The 21258-nt window shown below is 41.8% G+C and carries 15 protein-coding genes; 10 read left to right on the top strand and 5 right to left on the bottom strand.

Features of this window, described 5'->3' with window-relative positions:
- The first annotated feature begins 60 nt into the window (after positions 1-60).
- Both purM and purN read left to right on the top strand, forming a co-directional pair.
- Positions 61-1101: a phosphoribosylformylglycinamidine cyclo-ligase gene (purM, locus tag MSG37_RS14255; RefSeq protein WP_248471323.1), complete on the top strand. Its 1041-nt coding sequence runs from the start codon at positions 61-63 to the stop codon at positions 1099-1101.
- Positions 1101-1745, top strand: coding sequence for a phosphoribosylglycinamide formyltransferase (gene purN / locus MSG37_RS14250; protein ID WP_248471322.1), 645 nt, complete (start codon positions 1101-1103; stop codon positions 1743-1745). Before purM ends, purN begins: the two co-directional genes overlap by 1 nt.
- Positions 1746-1905: 160 nt before the next feature.
- Here the strand turns inward: purN and MSG37_RS14245 are convergent, their stop codons facing one another.
- A complete protein-coding gene (locus MSG37_RS14245; RefSeq protein ID WP_248471321.1) occupies positions 1906-4047 on the bottom strand; it encodes a TonB-dependent receptor in 2142 nt (713 codons plus the stop codon).
- A 164-nt stretch (positions 4048-4211) separates the two neighbouring features.
- Complete coding sequence (locus MSG37_RS14240; RefSeq protein WP_248471320.1) at positions 4212-6176, bottom strand: GGDEF domain-containing protein; 1965 nt, start codon at positions 6174-6176, stop codon at positions 4212-4214.
- Between the two features lie 329 nt (positions 6177-6505).
- Here MSG37_RS14240 and MSG37_RS14235 point away from each other — a divergent pair, with 329 nt between their 5' ends.
- From MSG37_RS14235 to asnB, 3 genes are all read left to right on the top strand, one after another.
- Positions 6506-7252 (top strand): HAD-IIA family hydrolase, encoded by a 747-nt coding sequence (locus MSG37_RS14235; RefSeq protein ID WP_248471319.1) that lies wholly within the window; start codon positions 6506-6508, stop codon positions 7250-7252.
- A 151-nt stretch (positions 7253-7403) separates the two neighbouring features.
- Positions 7404-9050, top strand: a complete 1647-nt coding sequence (locus MSG37_RS14230) for a M28 family metallopeptidase (RefSeq protein WP_248471318.1) — start codon at positions 7404-7406, stop codon at positions 9048-9050.
- Positions 9051-9538: 488 nt separating this feature from the next.
- Entirely contained in the window at positions 9539-11203 is a 1665-nt protein-coding gene (gene asnB / locus MSG37_RS14225; protein WP_248471317.1) for an asparagine synthase B, read from the top strand.
- Positions 11204-11680: 477 nt separating this feature from the next.
- Here the strand turns inward: asnB and MSG37_RS14220 are convergent, their stop codons facing one another.
- The 3 genes from MSG37_RS14220 to MSG37_RS14210 all read right to left on the bottom strand — a co-directional run bounded on the left by MSG37_RS14220 (position 11681) and on the right by MSG37_RS14210 (position 13356).
- Positions 11681-12025 (bottom strand): 5-carboxymethyl-2-hydroxymuconate Delta-isomerase, encoded by a 345-nt coding sequence (locus MSG37_RS14220; RefSeq protein ID WP_248471316.1) that lies wholly within the window; start codon positions 12023-12025, stop codon positions 11681-11683.
- A 100-nt stretch (positions 12026-12125) separates the two neighbouring features.
- Complete coding sequence (locus tag MSG37_RS14215; protein WP_248471315.1) at positions 12126-12488, bottom strand: VOC family protein; 363 nt, start codon at positions 12486-12488, stop codon at positions 12126-12128.
- Positions 12489-12648: 160 nt separating this feature from the next.
- Positions 12649-13356, bottom strand: coding sequence for a DUF445 domain-containing protein (locus MSG37_RS14210; RefSeq protein WP_248471314.1), 708 nt, complete (start codon positions 13354-13356; stop codon positions 12649-12651).
- 433 nt (positions 13357-13789) lie between these two features.
- Between MSG37_RS14210 and MSG37_RS14205 the strand changes: the two genes are divergently transcribed.
- The 5 genes from MSG37_RS14205 to MSG37_RS14185 all read left to right on the top strand — a co-directional run bounded on the left by MSG37_RS14205 (position 13790) and on the right by MSG37_RS14185 (position 21256).
- Complete coding sequence (locus tag MSG37_RS14205; RefSeq protein ID WP_248471313.1) at positions 13790-16936, top strand: DUF748 domain-containing protein; 3147 nt, start codon at positions 13790-13792, stop codon at positions 16934-16936.
- A 187-nt stretch (positions 16937-17123) separates the two neighbouring features.
- Entirely contained in the window at positions 17124-17846 is a 723-nt protein-coding gene (locus MSG37_RS14200) for a Type 1 glutamine amidotransferase-like domain-containing protein (RefSeq protein ID WP_248471312.1), read from the top strand.
- A gap of 3 nt (positions 17847-17849) precedes the next feature.
- A complete protein-coding gene (locus MSG37_RS14195; protein WP_248471311.1) occupies positions 17850-18206 on the top strand; it encodes a glutathione S-transferase N-terminal domain-containing protein in 357 nt (118 codons plus the stop codon).
- 855 nt (positions 18207-19061) lie between these two features.
- On the top strand, positions 19062-20645 hold the full coding sequence (locus tag MSG37_RS14190) for an anthranilate synthase component 1 (protein ID WP_248471310.1): 1584 nt from the start codon (positions 19062-19064) through the stop codon (positions 20643-20645).
- Entirely contained in the window at positions 20642-21256 is a 615-nt protein-coding gene (locus MSG37_RS14185) for an aminodeoxychorismate/anthranilate synthase component II (RefSeq protein WP_248471309.1), read from the top strand. The genes MSG37_RS14190 and MSG37_RS14185 overlap by 4 nt, the downstream gene beginning before the upstream one ends.
- The last annotated feature ends 2 nt before the right edge of the window (positions 21257-21258 follow it).

Below are 21258 nucleotides of genomic sequence, written 5' to 3'. Positions count from 1 at the left end.
GATAGAATAGCGCCGCATAAAATCCAATAATAATCTCTACCCGTACCCGAGAGGATCTCCGTGAGCACTCCTACTACCCCACTAAGCTATAAAGATGCAGGCGTTGATATTGATGCCGGAAATGCACTAGTTAACAACATCAAGTCAGCAGTAAAACGTACCCGTCGTCCAGAAGTTATGGGCAATCTAGGTGGTTTTGGTGCACTTTGTGAGCTACCAACTAAGTATAAGCATCCAGTACTGGTTTCAGGCACTGATGGTGTTGGCACTAAGTTACGCCTTGCTATCGACTATAAAAAGCACGATAACGTTGGTGTTGATTTAGTTGCAATGTGTTCAAACGATTTAATCGTTGCAGGTGCAGAGCCACTGTTTTTCCTTGACTACTATGCGACAGGCAAACTTGATGTTGAAGTTGCTACTGCAGTAGTAAAAGGCATTGCTGAAGGCTGTGTGCAATCAGGCTGTGCATTAATTGGCGGTGAAACTGCTGAAATGCCAGGCATGTACGAAGGCGAAGACTACGACCTAGCAGGTTTCTGTGTTGGTGTTGTAGAGAAAGAAGACATCATCGACGGCACTAAAGTGCAAGACGGTGATGCACTTATCGCATTAGCTTCAAGCGGTCCTCATTCAAATGGTTTCTCACTTATCCGTAAGGTATTAGAAGTGAGCAAGGCAGACCCTGAGCAAGAACTTGCTGGTAAGCCATTGATCGATCATTTACTAGAACCTACAAAGATTTACGTAAAATCTCTGCTTAAGTTACTTGAACAGCATGATGTTCACGCAATGTCGCATATCACGGGTGGTGGATTCTGGGAAAACATCCCACGCGTCCTACCTGAAGATTGCAAAGCAGTGGTTAACAGCGACTCATGGCAATGGCCTGTCGTATTTAACTGGTTGATGGAAAACGGCAACATTTCACAATTTGAAATGTACCGCACCTTCAACTGCGGTGTTGGTATGGTTGTCGCTTTACCAGCAAACAAAGTCGATTCAGCCTTAACATTGCTAAATGCAGAAGGCGAAAACGCATGGTTAATTGGTAACATTGCCAAGCGTAACGGCGAAGAAGAGCAAGTGGAGATCCTGTAATGCCCCAGAGTTGTCGCGTTTTAGTATTAATTTCAGGTAACGGCAGTAATCTACAAGCCATTATCGACGGTTGCGATGATAACCTTCAAGCCGAAGTTGTTGGCGTAATAAGTAATAAGCCTGACGCCTACGGTTTGATCCGTGCTCACCAAAATGAGATTGATACCAGCTGCGTGATAGCTCATATCGGCGAAACAAGACAAGAGTATGACGCAAGACTATTAAGCGCGATTGAAAAATATCAGCCAGACCTTGTGGTTTTAGCAGGCTTTATGCGGATTCTTAGCGATGAGTTTGTTGAGCGTTTTGAAGGTAAGATGGTAAACATCCATCCTTCTCTCTTGCCTAAATATACAGGCCTACACACACACCAACGCGCAATCGATGCTAAAGATACTGAGCATGGTGCAAGTGTTCACTTTGTTACGCCAGAACTTGATGCCGGCCCGGTTATTTTACAAGCAAAAGTGCCTGTTTATGAAGACGATACTGCTGATACCTTGGCGGAACGAGTACATGAACAAGAACATGCTATTTATCCGCTAGTGGTTAAATGGTTCAGCCAAAACCGCTTAACTATGCAAGATGGCGCAGCTCAATTAGATGGTCAGCGTTTACCAGCTAATGGCTATGCAGCTGATTAGTCAGCGTAATGTTAAAGGGTACCTTAGGGTGCCCTTTTTTATGGCCGTCAGCTTTAAAATAAGACTCAGCTCTCTATCCTATTTATTTTTAAGTAAAAAACCCCAAGTGTTAAATTTCACTCGGGGCTTTTTGCATTAACTAGTACTCAGTGTTAAGCCATTAGTAATTTATACTATATTCCAGCGCCAAACGGCGACCATAACCTGAGAACTGGCTACGATAGGTTTCCCAAATAACTTCTTTATTCATCTGAGAAACTAATGGCTGATAATCTTCATTCAATAGATTATCAATACCAAAGGTGAATCGACCAAAATCCGTGTCAAAAGTCGATACCAGATCAACTAGCGTATAACCGTCATAAGGTGACTCATAAAAGCTATAACCGGCATCACTTTCACGTTCGTGCTTGTCTCTGTCACCCACATAATTTGCCTGTAGGCGCAATGAAGCCATGTCATTAAAGCGATAATCGCCATATATTGACGCTTTAATCGGAGTGATCCGCGTACCATTCATCCAATAATTATCACCCGTTTCACTATTGGTGCGCTTACCTTCAGACATAGACACACTAGTACCAAATTTAATCTCCTGGTTAATTTGGTAATCCAGTGTTGCTTCAAATCCCCAGATCTCTTCATCCGCAACAATCACAGCGGCAACACGCTTATCCGCCTGTGAGTCGACATTATAATCGTAGGCATAACCATCTTTAATGTCTGAATAGAAGAAAGATAAGCTACCTTGTAGACTATCATCACTGTAACGAAGGCCCATCTCATAATAGTTAGTTTGAGTCGCTGGAATATCATCGGCAAACTCAGCAACACTATCCACTGGCATGTCACGTAGCATACGCATATCGGCGTGAGAATAACCTTGGGAGTAACTGGCAAAAATATCGGTACTTGCTGCAATATTATAAACTAGACCTAAGTTCACCAGAGGTTTGTCATACTTAAGCGTATCGCCTTGTTTAGCACTCAGTACACCTCTGCTATAACGCATATAGTCTGGCACTTCGATTTCAAAGTTCTCATAACGTAAACCTAATTGCAGAGTTAACTCATCGGTTACTTGATTCCAATATTGTGCAAATGGGCTTAATTTAGTTTCAGTTAAATCACATACCGAACAAATATATTGAGACTGAGTAATAGGATTACCATCCGCATCGATACCTGTAAGCACGTCACGATCTCGGCCTTGTTCGGTATTATCTTTACCGTATTCGAAGCCATAAGCTAAACGGCTTCTATCATTAATCGTCCATTGCATAGCTGCTTTAAAACCACTGCGGGTAGACACAATCTCAGATGCGGATTCATAACCCACGTTTACTTTACTGTAATAGGCAGACAGGCTTAATTGTTGGCTGAAGAAGTCATCTTGATCGTAAGTTAACTGTACCGTGCTTAATTTAGTCGATGGATTGGGACCAACATAGGGTTGAGTCTTATCAATTTCAATTAGGCCGTTTTCTTCATTGACAGTACGCTTATAGTGCAACTTATTTTCGATATAATAATGATGAGCTAGCATAGCTAAGCGGCTTGATTCAAACTGCTGCTCTAGCTTAAATAACACATCATATTCATCGGCATCCCCCATTCCGCCTTGATTATTCGGTGCGCCGGGTAATTGCTCTCCGTTGGAATCATAAAGATTACCGCGATCTTTACCCGACAAATTAAGTAAGTAACCAAGATCTGAATCAGTAGTGCCAGAAAAGCTCTGCGAAATACTATAACCGGCGTCCGAAAGCTCATCGGCAAATGCTTCAACCCCCACTCGAGTTTGCATTTCAAAGTTCACACTTGGCTTTTTGGTGATCACGTTAATAATTGCGCCAGCTTCGCCATTGCCATACATAGCACTCGCACCTTTAATCACCTCGATACTTTCAATCACATCAACGGAGATTGATTGTAGATCACGGCCACCAGCTCGTAAGGTTGTCGAAATCAGTACACCATCAATCATCACTATCGCTTTTCCACCACGAAAGTTTTGACCAAATGTCGACATAGTTTCTGTACTAGGTGAAAAGCCTGGCACTAAATTGGAGATCATCTCAGACAAATTACGTGCAACCACACGCTGCAGATCTAAATCTTCTTCTGACACAATAAAAACTGAATTAGGGGTATCGCTTAACTTTTGCGCAAATGGCGAGGCAGTAACAATGATATGTTCAATATCATCTGATTGATTAGCGACCTGTTGTTTTTGTTCTGCTGTAACTGATGTGCTGACCAAAGCACTCAATACTGCGGCTCCTACGGTACTTAACTTCACTTGTCTTTCCATAAATAAATGAGAATGAACATTATTTACATTTACTTATAGATCGCAACCGTACAGCAAAATATTTACAAACATTACAATTAACTATTGAAAAGCAATAAGCCTGCTTCACAAAGAATAATCAACTGTAAGTACCTCCATTACCTAGCGTAAAATCAACTCGCTCTACCGGCATGGTCAACTTGCTCTACTAGCACAACTTTATCTCGGCCTTGGGCTTTGGCACGGTAAAGCGCTTTATCTGCACCTTCTAACACTTCCTGCCAACAATCTTTGAGTAACGACGCATTGAGACGTTTACCCACGCCGATAGAAACCGTAAGGTTTAAACTCTGTTTGCCAGCAACAATAGGGGCATCTGCAATTGCTTGGCGTACTCTTTCAAAACGATTTTGAAGCTCAGCTAAGCTGACTGGTGCAGCTGATGTTGGCCAACTTAAGGAAAGAACGAACTCTTCACCGCCCCAACGAACTAACAAATCCTGCTCACGAATATTTTTCTGGATAATACTGCCGACTTGTACAAGCACCTCATCACCGATGTCGTGACCATAGTTATCATTTACCGCTTTAAAATGATCGACATCGATAATGGCTAAACACATTTGTGTACTTTGACCTGCTGACTGCTGCGCTAGGAAATCGAGAAAATAACGACGATTATACAAACCCGTTAACGTGTCGATATTAGATTGCTTATAGAGCTCCAAATTCGAGGATTGCAAGTTTTTATTGTCATTTTCTAGCCAATAACGCTTCTTGATCAATAGCGATATAGAGATGATTGCAACAAGAATAAAGAAACATAAAAACTTCTCTCTTATATCCTGCTCCGCCAGACGTGCTTCATGAGCATCGTTCTCAGCCGTCAATAACGCCACCTCTTGTAAGCGATATTTCTCTTTATAAGTTTCGCTCAGATTAAGTAGCATTTTGCCACGCTTATCAAATAACAGCGCTTTTTCCGCCTCATTTGCTTTACGCTGATATTCAAGCGCTATTTTAAACTCGCCTAATGCCTCATATGCCAAAGCGTAGTTATTAAACATATCAGCATGAGAGGCTTGGGTACCTATTTGTTCATACAGCAGTTTTGTTTTATTTAATGTTTCGAGAGCTGTATCTATCTCATCAAGCTTTATTTGCGCTTTAGCCAACATACGGCTGCAATCAGCTTCAATAACCCGATACGCTAATTCCGAAGAACGAGTAATACACTCACTAGCCTCAGCAGTAGCGTTTTGATACTGCTCCGAAGATAAATAATAATGTAACCAAGCAGTCATCACATTGAATTGAACCCGTAGCTCACCACTCTTATCAGCGCTTTTTTGTGCTGCAATAAGATAAGGTTTACTTTCGTCAACTCGACCAAGCCGCTCTAAAATAAATGCAGCATTATTATTAAACGCACTAATTTGCTCATAGTCGCCTCCATGCTGTTCAACATGAGAAAGTGCATTAGCGTTTGACTCCCAAGCCTTATCCCACTCTTCAATCTCGAGATAAATTAACGACACATTTGATAAAACTTTACTGACATATGGATCTTCAGGATGAGCCATAAAAATATCGAGAGCTTTTAGATAATACTCTAAAGCGAAGTAGTACTGATCTTGGAAGAAATAGAGAGCAGCCTTAGTGTTGTACCCACGAGCAGTTAAATGAACAAAGTTAGCCTTTTTCGATAATGTAATCGAATCCTCTACTAAGGTTAGACCATCCTTATAATGGCCTTCTCGTGCAGCAAAAGTTGCTAGCCACATCTGCGCTTCTGCGATTAACCAATCTTGTTGGTGATATTTGCCTGCTTCTAACAGGTCAACTATAGCCTGCTCTGCTAATTGGGGAGAGCTATTAGATAACTCGATATCGTGCAAAATACGATAATAAGCAAAACTATAAAAAGCAGATGTCTCTATTTGTTGTTGAGAAATAAGCTGATGTAGTCGTTCTCGCTTACGAGCCGCAACAATATTTTTATCATCTAATAGCTGAATAATTTGCTCGCCATTAGGAAAGTCTTGGATGGTATCAAAAGGGGAAAACTCAGCAGTATTTGCAGCATGACAGTTAATTGAAATCACAAGCAAAAAAATGAATGAAATTATCTTATCCATGACAATATCGCTAACTGAGAAGTAAGAGTTGAGTCGTAGACGCTACTAAAGTCACAGCTAACAATGCAGCTAAAACATTCTATTAACGACTGTATCTTATTATTAATAAAGGAGTTAACGACACAATATCTGAAAAATAATTAAGGTCAATACAAATGTTACTATGCGAATATACACATGACTACAATTCAGCCGTATTGTCTTTAAAGAGCAGATAAACCAACCACTTTCTGTTCGATATTTAACTTAATAGCCATTGTTTTTCTGCTCTATTTAGCATTAGATAAAGATTGACTAATCCACCAGCTAAAGTGAGCTAAGAGAGCCTAATGAAAAATATTATTTGCGATATCGATGGTGTCCTGCTGCATAACAATCAGCTTATTCCTGGAAGCGACAAATTTATTCACCGCGTGCTGGAGCAAGGTAATCCTCTCGTTGTACTCACAAACTACCCAGTACAAACCGGAAAGGATCTACAAAACCGCCTCGGCGCAGCCGGGATAAATATTCCCGAAGAGTGCTTTTACACCTCAGCGATGGCGACTGCTGATTTTCTTAAACATCAACACGGCACCAAAGCCTTTGTGATTGGCGAAGGAGCATTAACCCACGAATTATATAAAGCAGGGTTTACCATCACTGATATCAACCCCGACTTCGTGATCGTCGGTGAAACACGTTCCTATAATTGGGACATGATCCATAAAGCAGCCAAGTTTGTTAGTGAAGGGGCACGCTTTATCGCAACGAATCCCGATAGCCATGGCCCAGCTTATAGCCCTGCTTGTGGTGCATTATGCGCCCCGATTGAACGCATTAGTGGAAAAAAGCCATTTTATGTGGGTAAACCAAGTTCATGGATCATTCGCTCGGCGCTAAATCATATTGGTGGCCACTCAGACAATACGGTGATCATTGGCGATAATATGCGAACCGACATACTTGCTGGTTTTCAATCTGGCTTAGAGACGATTTTAGTCACTAGTGGTGTTAGCTCATTAGCTGATATCGAAAAAGAGCCTTTTAGACCGAACCATATCTTTAATTGCGCAGGTGACATCGACGTTGTTTGATAAATATTGCTCTTTAATTTCAAAATATTAAATAGACGCAATATTACGTAACATATTCATCCCCCAGCCCTCTTGCCATAGAGGGTTATTTTCCTCCATCATGAACTTAGTAAAAGCAGAAAGTCTAAAATAACAATAATAGGACCTTAATATGCGGACAATTTTGTCGGCTTGCGCATTAGCAATGTTAAGTGCTTGCAGCCAACACCCAAGCAACATTAGTGACACCACAGATATTAATTTTGACGAAAGTCGCTTCCGACAAGACATCAAAATACTCTCTTCTGACGAATTTGAAGGCCGAGCGCCAACCACCAAAGGCGAAGAACTCACCCTCGCCTATTTAAGTGAAGCGTTTGCTGCAATGGGCCTCGAAAAGCCTAACGGTAAAGACTATTTGCAAGCCGTACCTATGGTGACTTACACACCATCAGAGCAACAACAGATCCAACTAGGTGAGTTAGCCGTTAAATATCGTCAAGACATAGTGCTAAGCAGCCGTCATGATATCGCCAATATTGATATTAATAATGCACCGTTAGTGTTTGTTGGATACGGCATTAATGCCCCAGAATATCAATGGAACGATTACCAAGACCTAGATATGACAGGGAAAATAGCGGTGATCTTAGTCAACGATCCTGGCTTTGCTCTGCCCGACTCAGGTAAGTTTAACGGCAAAGCAATGACTTATTACGGCCGCTGGAGCTACAAGTTTGAAGAAGCAAGTCGCCAAGGTGCATTAGGCGCGATTATTATTCACGATACTAAGCCTGCTTCTTACCCTTGGTCTGTTGTTGAAAACAGCTGGACTGGTGCTCAACAAGATTTAGCCAACACAGAGCAACAATCTAAGCGTGTTAAAGTTGAAGGTTGGATGACTTACAGCACTGCTGAGCAGCTATTTACTAAAGCAGGTCTATCTTTATCAACCGTTGTAGATCGCGCCGCCGCAAGCCCAATTAGTCTTGCATTAAATCAAAACGCGTCAATTGCATTTGCAAATAAAGCCCAGTATAGCAATAGCTATAATGTTGTCGCGACTCTACCTGGCAGTACCCGCCCTAATGAGCAACTGCTATTTACCGCGCACTGGGACCACATTGGCATAGACCCCAATAAACAAGGTGATCAAATTTATAATGGCGCACTCGATAACGCCTCTGGCACCGCAGGCATTTTAGAAATTGCACGCCAATTTGCCGACCAAGCAAATAAGGGCAAGCCACTTGCTCGCTCACTCACCTTTATCGCCACAACCGGTGAGGAACAAGGTTTACTTGGCTCACGCTATTATGCGGCAGATCCAATTTACCCGCTAGATAAAACAGTCGCGGTGTTTAACCTTGATAGCACTAACGTCTATGGCCGCACCTTAGACTACACCATTATTGGTAAAGGTAAATCTGAGCTTGAAAACTACCTTATTGACGCGCTAAAAAGCCAAAACCGTACAGCAAAAAGTGAAAAGTATCCCGAAGCTGGCGGCTTTTTCCGCTCAGATCATTTCAGCTTTGCCAAAAAAGGCGTACCCGCAGTGTTTGCTGGCGGTGGCAGTGATCCTGTAGATGAAGCAACAGCCCAATATAAAGCAGCAATGCAGATTAAAATGAAAGGTTGCTACCATAATGTGTGTGATGAATATCGTGAAGACTGGGATCTTTCTGGCGCGCTAGAAGATCTCGCCATTTTTTATCAAGCAGCTGCTACACTTGGTAATAACAACGATTGGCCTGGATATTATAAAGGCACCGAATTTAACGCATTGCGTCCAGCTAAGGATGATGCGACACAATAAAACGCCATTATCATGTTTCCAACTAGCCGGCTTGCTACCCACTTGTCGGCTTTTTTTTGGCTTTAATTCAGCCTTTAACTCAGCCTATCTGTTAACCATTTATCAATTTTCGTTGCCAACTTACTCTCGCGCAAGCTTTTGCAATAACGCGTAAATGTCCATACTTTATGCCGTATTACTTGCAATAGCTCACCGATTAATCTCTTAAAATAGGCTTTTTCAGCTAAAAACTGAAAAAAGTGATTATTCGCATCTCGTTATAGATTATCCAGTCATTCCGCCCTATTCGATAGCGTCACGAAACATTCCCCAGTAAAACAGCTAAAAAATTATTTAATCATCATTTAAAAAAATAATTAGATAAACAAAATACTGGTAAAACAACCAAAATACAGATAAATCATCATAAACCGATTTGTATTGTTAAATATTCAATGGCACAGTAATAGGCAATTAAAGATTAAAACAGAATTATTTTGGAGTGACCTATGTGTTCAATTTTTGCAATTTTAGATATCCAGTCAGATGCAACGCCACTGCGTCAAGTCGCTCTTGAAATGTCTAAACTGCTGCGTCATCGTGGCCCAGATTGGTCAGGTATTTACAGCAGTGATAAAGCGATATTAGCCCACGAGCGCTTAGCTATTGTTGATATTGAACACGGTGCTCAGCCACTGCTAAGCGAAGATGGTTCAATCGTATTAGCTGTTAACGGTGAGATCTACAACCATAAAGAGTTAAAAGCAGAGCTAGGTGAAAAGTACAGCTACCAAACTAACTCGGATTGTGAAGTCATTTTGGCGCTATACCAAGAATACGGCACCGAGTTTCTTGATAAGCTTAACGGCATTTTCGCATTCGTACTTTACGATAAAGCCAAAGATGCTTATTTAGTTGGCCGAGATCACATGGGTATTATCCCGCTATACACTGGTCGTGACGCAGAAGGCAACTTCTATGTCGCGTCAGAAATGAAAGCACTAATGCCAGTTTGTAAAACCGTTGAAACCTTTACTCCTGGTCATTACCTTTCAAGTGAACAAGGTGAGCTCACTCATTACTATCAACGTGATTGGCGCGAGTTTGCTGCAGTGCAAGATAACCCAGCAAGTGCTGAAGATGTGCGTGACGCATTAGAAGCTGCGGTAAAACGCCAATTAATGTCTGATGTACCTTATGGCGTGCTTTTGTCAGGCGGCCTTGACTCATCTGTTATCTCAGCGATCACGCAAACATTTGCTAAACGCCGTATAGAAGATGATGGTGAAAGCAATGCATGGTGGCCGCAGCTGCATTCATTTGCGGTGGGACTTGAAGGCGCACCGGACCTAATTGCCGCCCAAAAAGTAGCCGATGCAATTGGCACAATTCATCATGAAATAACCTTTACCTTCCAAGATGGTATTGATGCGATTAAAGATGTGATTTATCACTTAGAAACATACGATGTCACCACCATTCGTGCAGCAACACCTATGTACTTAATGGCGAGAAAAATCAAAGCTATGGGCATTAAAATGGTGTTGTCGGGCGAAGGAGCCGATGAGCTATTTGGCGGTTACTTATACTTCCACAAAGCGCCAAACGCACAAGCATTCCATGAGGAACTTGTACGTAAGTTAGATAAGCTGCATTTATTTGACTGCCTACGCGCCAACAAAGCCATGGCGGCTTGGGGACTGGAAGCACGCGTGCCATTTTTAGACAAAGAGTTTATGGATGTAGCCATGCGCACTAACCCAGAAGCGAAAATGTCGAAGAACGGTAAGATTGAAAAACACATTTTACGTGAAGCATTTGAGCATAAATTGCCAAAAGAAGTGGCATGGCGTCAAAAAGAGCAGTTTAGCGATGGTGTAGGTTATTCTTGGATTGACGGTCTAAAAGATCATGCAGCCGAACAGGTAGACGATTTAAAACTGGCAAATGCTAAATTTAGATTCCCATACAACACACCTGAAACCAAAGAAGCTTACTTTTACCGTACCTTCTTTGAAGAATTGTTCCCGCTACCAAGTGCAGCAGAAACAGTGCCAGGTGGTAAGTCAGTAGCCTGCTCAACACCAGAGGCATTAGCATGGGATGAGAGCTTACAAGGGATCATCGACCCGTCAGGCCGTGCAGTGCAGTCAGTACACGACAGCGCATACTAACGCCTCAGAAAGTGCTTTAAGCACAAGTACGACTAAGTAAAAGACCCACCTTCTGAAGAAGGTGGCTTTGCTAGCCCTTATGAAACGAACTCCCTAAAGGGGAGCTTTCCTAGAGTGCGTTAACAAGACGCCGTAAATATGTCCCTATAGGCTCTACTAAATCATCCCTGATTTAGAAGCTTGTACCGCACTATTAGCAAAGCTCACGTATCACTTGAGTTAATCAGCTATGTTTAAATGAACTTATAAGCCGTGTATCGCATCGATGCTAAGCTCGCCTCCATGGACCCTTTTCTTTCAAAAATGTCGAGGTGCTTATAAGTCGTTAAACATTACCTTACTCCGCAATGCTATTAAACGTACTTCAGGCAAAGTCTAATTGATAATAACGGCCGCTACTGAAGTAGGCGGTTTAGGGCTAAAACCAAAAAGCCACTCTCCTGAGTGGCTTTTGTATATGTGAAACTAAACGCCAAACTAGTTCAGAACTTTAAAATAGTGTTGCTGTTTAATATCTACAATTTCAATAGTGACACTAGAAACCGTGGCGGTAATTAGTGCGATAGCATCATAGACTCGCTCAAGCAATAACGCTTTTTGCTCATCCGTACGCCCGGGCATTATCGCAATATTTAAATGAATAAAGTGATTGTTTGCGTCTTCAGCAATTTGGTAATAATCACAAGCGTGTGCTCGAGTTTTTATCGCTTTAGGCTCAAACAACTCTGACTCAATTAACCCTCTGTGGCTTGCCGTAACTAACGCTTCAATAGAAAGCAGATCAGCTAATGGTGCCGAATATTCAATGGTGCAATGTGGCATAACTTGCCCTTGTTTTACATAACAGTGAAATGACTAAAATCTCGTGCCAGACTCTTATTCTCGCTACGGAGCAAAAAATGATAATTGCAGTCTAAATCCTTTATTCTGACCAAACAGCGTATTCATTGCCGTTAGGGTCAATAAAATGAAACCTTCGCCCACCGGGGAACGAGAAGATCTGTTGACTGATTCTGCCTCCCGCCTCTAATACCACAGTCTGAGTTTGTTCTAATTGAGCTGAATAGATAACAATCAGTGGACAGCCTTGTGCAGTTGCAAAGCTTTTATCGCTAACAAAAAAACCACCGCTAATACCTACATCAATAAAACAGCTATATTCAGGACCATAATCGACAAATCGCCAATTAAATACATCGTTGAAGAACGCCTTGGTTTTAGCAATATCTTTAACCGGGATCTCAAGGTAGTTAATGCTGTGATGCTGTATTTTATCTTGCTGCATCTATCACTCCAGTGAACACCATTTTGCAAATATGGCTAAACCATAACCCAGCGAGCATTAATCGTACAGCAATTGTAAATATTCCAGCTAGATAACAGCTTTAATGCAATAAAAAAGGGAAGCCTTAGCTTCCCTTTCAATCTCAATCAGTTTTAATCTATCAAGCTTGAATAAGCGCAGCAGCTAAACCGATTAAGCCACCAAATACTCCGCCCCATACAACAAGCCAACCTAAATGTTCGCGGATCATCTCTTGTACAATTTCTTTAACGAGTTGCGGTGTTAGCTCATTAAGTCTCTGAGTAACAATCTCTTCCACTTTAGCGCGCATATCGGCAATCATATTCGGCTGCTCAAGTTCGGCTTTAACCAGTGCATAAAAATCATCACTTTGAGCAATTTCACTTAATGAGCTCTTCATTTTTTCAATAAAAGGCTCACGCAAGGGTGTAATCGCGTCACTGCCACCAAACATCGCTAACATTCCACCAAGTGAAGACTGCTCAACTGTTTTCACTAACGCATCGAAAGCTGGCGATAGATCAATTTTCTCAATCACAGGCTGCAAGTTAAGTTGCTTTTCAACTCCACCTTCACCCGATAGAAATCGATCGATATTTTCTTCGGTAAAAAACTGCTTCATCATCAAGTTGGCAATTGCAGCTTTAAACTCTTCAAAGCGTGAAGGAATAACACCAGAGCCATATAAACCTGGGACCTTTTCAAACAGCATATGGATTGCCAGCCAATTGGTCACAGCACCAGATAGCGCAAACAAGCCAACAGTTAACACGATTGGCAAAGCAAACAAGTAACCAACAGCAACTAAAATAGCTGCGATCAGATTTGTAATAACACTTTTATTCAAGCTAATTCCCCAAAAGCATGATTGAAAACGCGCTATGGTATCAACCAAGAAAGACACTAAGCAATAGTCGATATTCGCTTAAGCCCTGATTCTGTGCGCTAGGCTTAATCATCCTGCTTTATCACCTCTATCAATGGTCAGCAATAGTGACTTTATATTGCTTCTGAAATCTTCAAATAACCTAATCAATACATAAGAATCATTTTGTTTTGCAAACCAGCTGAACAATAAAACGCCTTTTGTAACAAGTATTTTCATTGGTTAACGATTTCGGTCAATTTAGCAAAAAACATTATGATACCGGGCTCATTTACTTGATAATGACGCTAAAATAAGTAGTACGATGATCAACTGTTAACAGAAGTTGTACTTATTATGCTTCTACAACATAAAGATCTAGATACGGCTCGAATAAAATCGGCAAAGGTTTAGTATGTCTTTTCACAAAAAATTACTTCAGCCAATACTTAGTGGCTATCGTCAGCGTCCAAGATATCAGCGCTTCATCATTATTTTTTCCGCGCTCTATTTATGTTTCACTGCCTTTTTGGGGCTATTAGTACCTTATATTGCAGTTAAACAAGCTCCTCAGCAGTTATCAGAGCTTTTACAGCGACCTGTCACTTTACAAGATATAAAGATAAACCCATTCACTCTTGACGTTGCCATAGATAACTTTCAATTGCACGAGACCAATAACCAACCTTTTGTTGGCTTTAAGCAACTGACATTTGAATTACAATTTTGGGACTCTTTGTTTAATAGAGCTTATAGCGTTACCAATGTAACCCTTACTCAGCCTAACGTGAATATTGAGCGGATCAAAGCGCCGCAACCTTTACGCTTTAACTTTTCAGATATTATTGACACCTTAGCCAAACGGCCAACGACTGACGAGAGCGAACCCGATCAGCCACCGTCAGCGCTGCCCCACTTTATTATCAGTAACTTGGCAATTGTTAAAGCTGACTTAAACTTTGAAGATTTGGTTAACGATGCTCAGCTGCATTACCCTGAACTCAATTTGAATGTGAAGTATTTTGACTCAAAACACGCAATTCAAACTGCGCTTAGCCAACAAGTTAACAATCAATCCATTAACTCAGATTTAAACCGCTATTCGGTACATATTGTTGGCCGTCAAGGCGGAGAGATTTCAGCACAAGGCCAAGTGCAATTATCACCGCTAAATGTCATTGGCGATCTGCAGCTTAGCAACATTCAGCTGCCACAATTTTGGTCGTTTATCTCTGAGCAATTTGCCCCAGTTTTAAGCTCTGGACGCTTAACACTTTCAAGTAATTATCAGCTACAAATACAAGATGATAAGCTCGCCGTTAAAACTGATAGTGGCTTATTGCAACTTGATGATATTAATTTTGATTACCAACAAAAATCAGTTATCCATCTCCCCAAAATCGCCCTGCAAGGCATAACCTTTGATCTACAAAAGCAAACCGTTACGGCACAGTCTCTAGATACCAATGGTTTAGTACTAAACACTACACTTGATAAAAACGGTGTTGACCTTGCGAGAATATTTACACCGATTGCAAATAACAGCACTGATGCAAACAAGCAAAAACCAGAAACTATTGAGACCCAAGCAGCTGACACACCTGAGCAACAAGTAGTAGTCAACAATCTAAATAAATCAGCTAAGCCGAGCTGGAATGCTGTGCTACAAAAGGTAAATCTTGAAAATTATCAGCTAAACCTAACAGAGGCATTAGTGACTAAAGGTATGCAGTGGCAAATTGCCGATATTGCACTTACCACGGGAGCTATAAAAGCGAGCTTAGCTGAGCCGATAGACTATCAGCTGTCACTGAACATTAATCAACAAGGTCACGTTAGTTCTAGTGGCAGTATTGATGTCTTAGCGCAAACAGCAAATACACAGCTCTCTGTCACTGATTTTGCTTTAGCGCAGCTACAGCAGTATCTAAGCCCATACATCAATATCGAGCTTAAACAAGGTAAGTTTAATACCCAAGGAGCTCTGCTGCTTAATGCTAAAGCAGAGCAATTAACCTATGCCGGTAATTTGCTCGTTAACGACTTATTAATTAAAGATAAGGCCCAGCAAAAAGAGCTACTAAAATGGCAAGCATTAGACATTAATAGCCTTGAGTTCAACAAACAGGATAATCGTCTTGATATTGACCAAGTAGCGCTAACCCAGCCCTATGGCCGAATTATTATTGCACAAGATAAGAGTACCAATATTGGCGATCTTATCGTTCAAGCTGCACCAGAGAAAACCGAGCAAACTAAACAAGCTCAACCTGAAAAAGCAGTTACAGCAAAAGTATCGACTAAGACAGCTCAAAGTGCAGCCTCAGCTAAACCGTTAGCCCTATCGATTAATCAAATTAGCTTTAAAGATGGTTCAACCTTCTTTGCAGATAACTCATTAACGCCAAACTTTGCCGCCAGTATTGAGCATTTAGATGGCAATATCAGTAAGTTGTCTTCAGATAGCAAACAAACTGCATCGGTTGATATTAAGGGTAAAATCGATCGCTACGCACCTGTTACGCTAAAAGGCGATATCAACCCGCTATTAGCCCAGCCCTACTTAGATTTAGCCCTAAGCTTTAAACATGTAGAACTAACATCTGTAAACCCTTATTCAGGCACCTACGCGGGCTATTACATAGACAAAGGCTTATTGTCGCTAGATCTCAACTACCAGCTTGAAAAAAACCAACTTGTCGGTGACAACCATTTAGTGGTTGACCAATTAAAACTAGGTAAGCCAAGTGATAGCTCGCTAGCAACCACCTTACCCGTAACACTTGCCATTGCACTGCTTCAAGACAGACACGGTGTCATCGATCTAGGACTGCAAGTATCGGGCGACGTTGATGACCCAAGCTTTAGCATTGGCGGTATTATTATGACAGCCTTTACTAATGTAATCACTAAAGCAGTAACGGCGCCATTTACACTGCTAGCCGGATTACTCGGTGATGATGCTGACGAACTAGACAAAATACAATATCTAGCTGGTGATGCCACATTAGCGCCCGAGCAAAAACAAACCTTAGATAAGCTCGCCAAGGGTCTTGCTGATAGACCAATGCTCACTTTAACCGTCGAGGGTGGCGTTAATCTACAAGAGGATAACCAAGCCTTAAGCGAGCAACAACTGCGGGGGAAATTAGCGAAAGCAGCCAATATGACACTTGAGCAACTGCCTGCTGAATTATCGCCAAGTAACTATCCGATCACTGGTCCACTTTCAGATGCCTTAATCAGCCTGTATGAAACAGAGCTTGCAACTCCGGCGCCGCAAGTAAAAGATAAAATAGCTGCTGAGCATCAAGCTGATGCTGCTCTTAGTGAAGAGCAATTATTAAGGCGCTGGCATATTGCACTTTATAATTTCACCTTAGGCGCTCAGCGAATAAGTGAAGATGCACTGGGTAAACTAGCGCAAGCTCGAGCAGTTGCGGTAAAAACCTATCTTATTGAACAGCAAAAAGTTGATCCTAAAAGAGTCTTTTTGCTCGACAGCCGGGTTGAGCTTAACACTAAGGCCAGCCAAGCGTTGCTGACATTAGGCGCAAACTAACAAGTGTGTTGAGCACGAAAATTAGCTCATCCTCAAATAGATTAAAGTAAAGGCATGCTACGGCATGCCTTTTTGTTATTTAAACTCCCACTCTGCCATAAAGTAATGCTTTTTATAATATTAGCGATAAGTTAGATTGTTAAAATAGACAGGAATTCGAATCAATATATTTATGTAAAGGAATGCCATGAATATCGCCCTACTCAGTAATCCAAGCAGTGATAATGCACAAACTGCTATCGCACTATTGCTTGACTCAGTTAAACAGCAAGCTGGCACCAAATTAAACATTGGTTACATCGCGTCAGAGCCTGATCCACAGCGGCAATATTACTCGCAAACTCAAGCTATGTATCAAGCGCATAACGCTGAACTCAATGTTTATCTTGAATTAGAATCAGACTTTTGCGAAAGCAGCCTGAAATCATTATTAAGCTGCGATGTTATTCACCTTTCTGGTGGTGATACTTTTCGGTTTTTAAAAGCACTGAAACAGCAAAAGCTACTGCCTGTGCTGCGTCAATATAGCGTGGATGGCGGTGCAATCATTGGCGTGAGTGCTGGCGCCATGATAATAACCCCATCAATTGCTAGCGCGCCACTTTGCGGTGATAACAATGATTGCCAACTCGATGATTTAACCGCGCTAAATATAGTTGATTTCATGTTTGTCCCCCATGCAACAGACAAACAACTCAAAGACGCACAGCAGCCACATCAGACAAAGCACCAGCACACAATATGCTTTTGTCCCGAGACTCAGCCCTACTTTCGCTATCGGGTCAACTCCAAGTTATTGGCCAGCCAGTATGGCAAAAGTCGTAAAGATGAAAGCAGATCTTTAATCAATACTTTCAACCCTGTAACGCTTGAGTTAAAATCTGCGCGAGAATCAATACATCAGAGGTAGTTAATGTTTATCATTCGTTGGGTATTAGGCCGTATCATTTTGTTTTTAAACTTTGTTTTTGCGCCTAAAAAACTAAAGCGTCCAGCTGAAGAACAACAAAAAATCGATAATGCCACCAGCAATTTGACGATCTACGAATATAAAGCCTGCCCATTTTGCGTAAAGGTTCGTCGTTCTTTACGTCGCCAAGGTTTAAATATCGTTACTCTAGATGCCAAACAAGAGCCCCATAAAAGCACCCTATTAAATGGCGGCGGCAAACTACAAGTCCCATGTATGAAGATTGAAGATAATGGTCAATCGACATGGATGTATGAATCGTCAGAAATCATTAACTATTTAGATAAAAATTTTGCTTAGTTTTTCTAAATACTAAGCTTAGAAGGCAGCGATTACGCTGCCTTTTTCATTTAATCACATTAGCTTTTACATCTCGCATTCGTACTGACTTGGTTACAAATTTCCTCTATCACTTTTTGCCCTGCTTGCTGATAATTATTGGCCAGCAAATAGTCAGCAATTTCAAACATAGAATCAGTACCGCCCGCTGTTTGCGCAACAGCAAAAGCAACAACTAAATTACATTACCAATCTAAAGACGAGCCAGCTCAAATACGCGCAAAGCACCATCGCGCTTAACATCACAAAAATCACCTGTAATTTCAACACCACTAACTCTTTATCTAGTAATTTTTAAGCAGAATCTGATTAGCTTTTAAACATAGGTGATATCCAACCACTTACACCAATAACTTTACAATCGACTTTATTAGTGAATTTCACTAAAAGAGAAAGAAAAAGTAAGATTTACAATCATCACGCACACTCACACCCATTTATTTGAAGAAGATCGGTTAAAAACAGAAATATTCAATTGACAGGTTTGTCTCGTAAATGTTTTTATATAGCCACTGAAACAAACAAGATGAATTTTCAATGACACAGTTTACAACTTTCCAAAACATTAATTGGTGGTGGCACTTCCCAACTTAGCGGGTGGTGTGGAACTGTGTACTCAAAATATTGAGACAAGATTCAACAAGAAAGCCCGCATACTTGCGGGCTTTCTTGTATCTAACTTTTAAATAGCGAGAAACGACAAGCCCAAGGCAGCGGGGAATGACCAATCAAATCTTCTAGTTAAGCCGGTTGGTATAAGATAAAGTGAGATAAAACAATGAATAATGCGTCACCCTACAAGGCAGGAGCATCAAAATGACTACTGAGACTATCGCTAGAGTCGTCACTCAAAAACAGCATTTGGCTTATCACGATGATCCGCTACGCTTATATCAGCATGTGACTCAAGATGCGCCTCATACTATGCTGCTGGAATCTGCTGAAATAGACAGCAAAGACCACTTAAAAAGCATCGTCTTAACTCATGCGGCGATGAAGATCCGTTGTGATGGTTACCAGCTTACGTTCGACGCCTTAACAGATAACGGCCAAGCGCTGCTTTTACCTATAAAATCTTTCTTCGAAAAAGATTTTCCAGCTACAGAAATAAATCAATTTGATACAGCGAACTTAAGCCTTACGTTACAAAAAGATGCTAGCCAGCTTGATGAAGATGCACGTTTGAAATCAACCTCACCACTCGATGGTTTAAGACTGTTAGTGAAGCACATTCGCTGTGATGAAAGCCCTGAGTTTGAAGACCTGTTTTTAGGCGGCGTATTGGCTTATGATCTTATCGATACAGTAGAGCCACTACCAAGCGTACCAGAGGGTGATAACACCTGCCCTGATTACCTGTTTTATCTAGCAGAAACCCTTATTCTTGTTGATCATCAGCAGCAAAGTGCTGAAATTGTCACCCATCAGTTTGTACAACCAGCGCAAAGCCCACTTGATAGTATTAGCGCCTCACTGGCTCAGCGTATGGCTGAGCTTCAACAAGCTTGCCAGTCATTACCGCCTGTAGCAGAGCTCATCAGCATTGATGCCGACACCCAAGTTAATATTTCAGACAGCGACTTTAAAGAAACAGTCAAGGATCTCAAACAGCACATTATTGCTGGCGATATTTTCCAAGTCGTACCATCGCGCAGCTTTAGCCTACCTTGCCCAAACACGTTAGGTGCTTACCGCGCATTAAGACTGACAAATCCTAGTCCTTACATGTTTTACTTTCGCGGTGATGACTTCACCTTATTCGGCGCATCGCCAGAAAGTGCGCTCAAATATGAAGCACAAACCAATCAAGTCGAGATCTACCCAATTGCCGGCACCCGCAAGCGCGGCAAAACTGCCAGCGGTGAAATTGATTTCGATCTCGATAGCCGCAATGAGCTTGAACTGCGCCTTGATAAGAAAGAACTGTCAGAGCACATCATGCTGGTCGATCTTGCCCGTAACGATATCGCTCGCATTAGCCAAAGTGGTACCCGTAAAGTACCAGAGCTATTAAAAGTCGATAGATACAGCCATGTGATGCACCTGGTTAGCCGCGTTACCGGTCAGCTTCGCAACGATTTAGATGCACTACACGCCTACCAAGCTTGCATGAACATGGGCACCTTAACTGGCGCGCCCAAAGTCAGTGCCGCTCAGCTTATTCGCGGCGCGGAAAAGACTCGTCGAGGCAGCTACGGCGGTGCGGTCGGTTACTTAAATGGTTTAGGTGATATGGATACCTGCATTGTTATTCGCTCCGCTTTTGTCAAAGATGGCACAGCCTTTATTCAAGCTGGCGCCGGAGTAGTATTCGATTCAGATCCTCAAGCAGAAGCTGATGAAACTCGCCAAAAGGCACAAGCAGTAATAAGTGCGATTAAAATGGGAGGTGGACTATGAAAATCTATTTACTCGATAACTTCGACTCGTTCACTTACAACCTAGTCGACCAGTTTAGAAGCCTAGGCTATGAAGTGGTGATTTACCGTAACGATGTCGACGCAGACTTTATTGCCAGCAAACTCTTAAACGAAACCGTACCTACAGCATTAGTGCTGTCGCCAGGGCCCGGCGCCCCCCATGAAGCAGGCTCACTAATGGCCTTAATTGAATGTGTCGCCGGTAAAGTGCCTATGCTAGGTATATGCCTTGGCCATCAAGCTTTAGTTGAGCATTATGGCGGTAAAGTTGAGCGTGCAGGCCAAGTGGTACATGGTAAAGCCAGCCCAACATTTCATAACGGTGAGGATATCTTTAACGGCTTACCCTCACCGCTGCCTGTAGCCCGTTATCACAGCTTAGTGGCAACCAAAGTGCCAGAGTGTTTAGAAGTGATTGCGACTACAGAAGAGATGCCAATGGCGATTATTCACCGCCAAGATAAAGCGGTCGGCTTTCAGTTTCATCCCGAGTCAATTTTAACGACTTTAGGAAGCCAACTATTAGTACAAAGCTTAGATTATTTAGCGCACGCATTGAAGCAAAGCGGCCAGCATAACGATAAAGGATAAGA

Source organism: Shewanella sp. 1CM18E (genome assembly GCF_023161665.1).
Lineage (GTDB): Bacteria > Pseudomonadota > Gammaproteobacteria > Enterobacterales > Shewanellaceae > Shewanella.
The sequence above is the reverse complement of the archived record's forward strand: the minus strand, read 5'-3'. Positions and strand labels throughout refer to the sequence as shown.

Coding starts and splice junctions, on each gene's coding strand:
- MSG37_RS14200 (WP_248471312.1), top strand. CDS start 17,124: ATGAATATCGCCCTACTCAGTAATCCAAGCAGTGATAATGCACAAACT.
- asnB (WP_248471317.1), top strand. CDS start 9,539: ATGTGTTCAATTTTTGCAATTTTAGATATCCAGTCAGATGCAACGCCA.
- MSG37_RS14195 (WP_248471311.1), top strand. CDS start 17,850: ATGTTTATCATTCGTTGGGTATTAGGCCGTATCATTTTGTTTTTAAAC.
- MSG37_RS14240 (WP_248471320.1), bottom strand. CDS start 6,176: ATGGATAAGATAATTTCATTCATTTTTTTGCTTGTGATTTCAATTAAC.
- MSG37_RS14230 (WP_248471318.1), top strand. CDS start 7,404: ATGCGGACAATTTTGTCGGCTTGCGCATTAGCAATGTTAAGTGCTTGC.
- MSG37_RS14235 (WP_248471319.1), top strand. CDS start 6,506: ATGAAAAATATTATTTGCGATATCGATGGTGTCCTGCTGCATAACAAT.
- MSG37_RS14205 (WP_248471313.1), top strand. CDS start 13,790: ATGTCTTTTCACAAAAAATTACTTCAGCCAATACTTAGTGGCTATCGT.
- purN (WP_248471322.1), top strand. CDS start 1,101: ATGCCCCAGAGTTGTCGCGTTTTAGTATTAATTTCAGGTAACGGCAGT.
- MSG37_RS14220 (WP_248471316.1), bottom strand. CDS start 12,025: ATGCCACATTGCACCATTGAATATTCGGCACCATTAGCTGATCTGCTT.
- MSG37_RS14215 (WP_248471315.1), bottom strand. CDS start 12,488: ATGCAGCAAGATAAAATACAGCATCACAGCATTAACTACCTTGAGATC.
- MSG37_RS14185 (WP_248471309.1), top strand. CDS start 20,642: ATGAAAATCTATTTACTCGATAACTTCGACTCGTTCACTTACAACCTA.
- MSG37_RS14190 (WP_248471310.1), top strand. CDS start 19,062: ATGACTACTGAGACTATCGCTAGAGTCGTCACTCAAAAACAGCATTTG.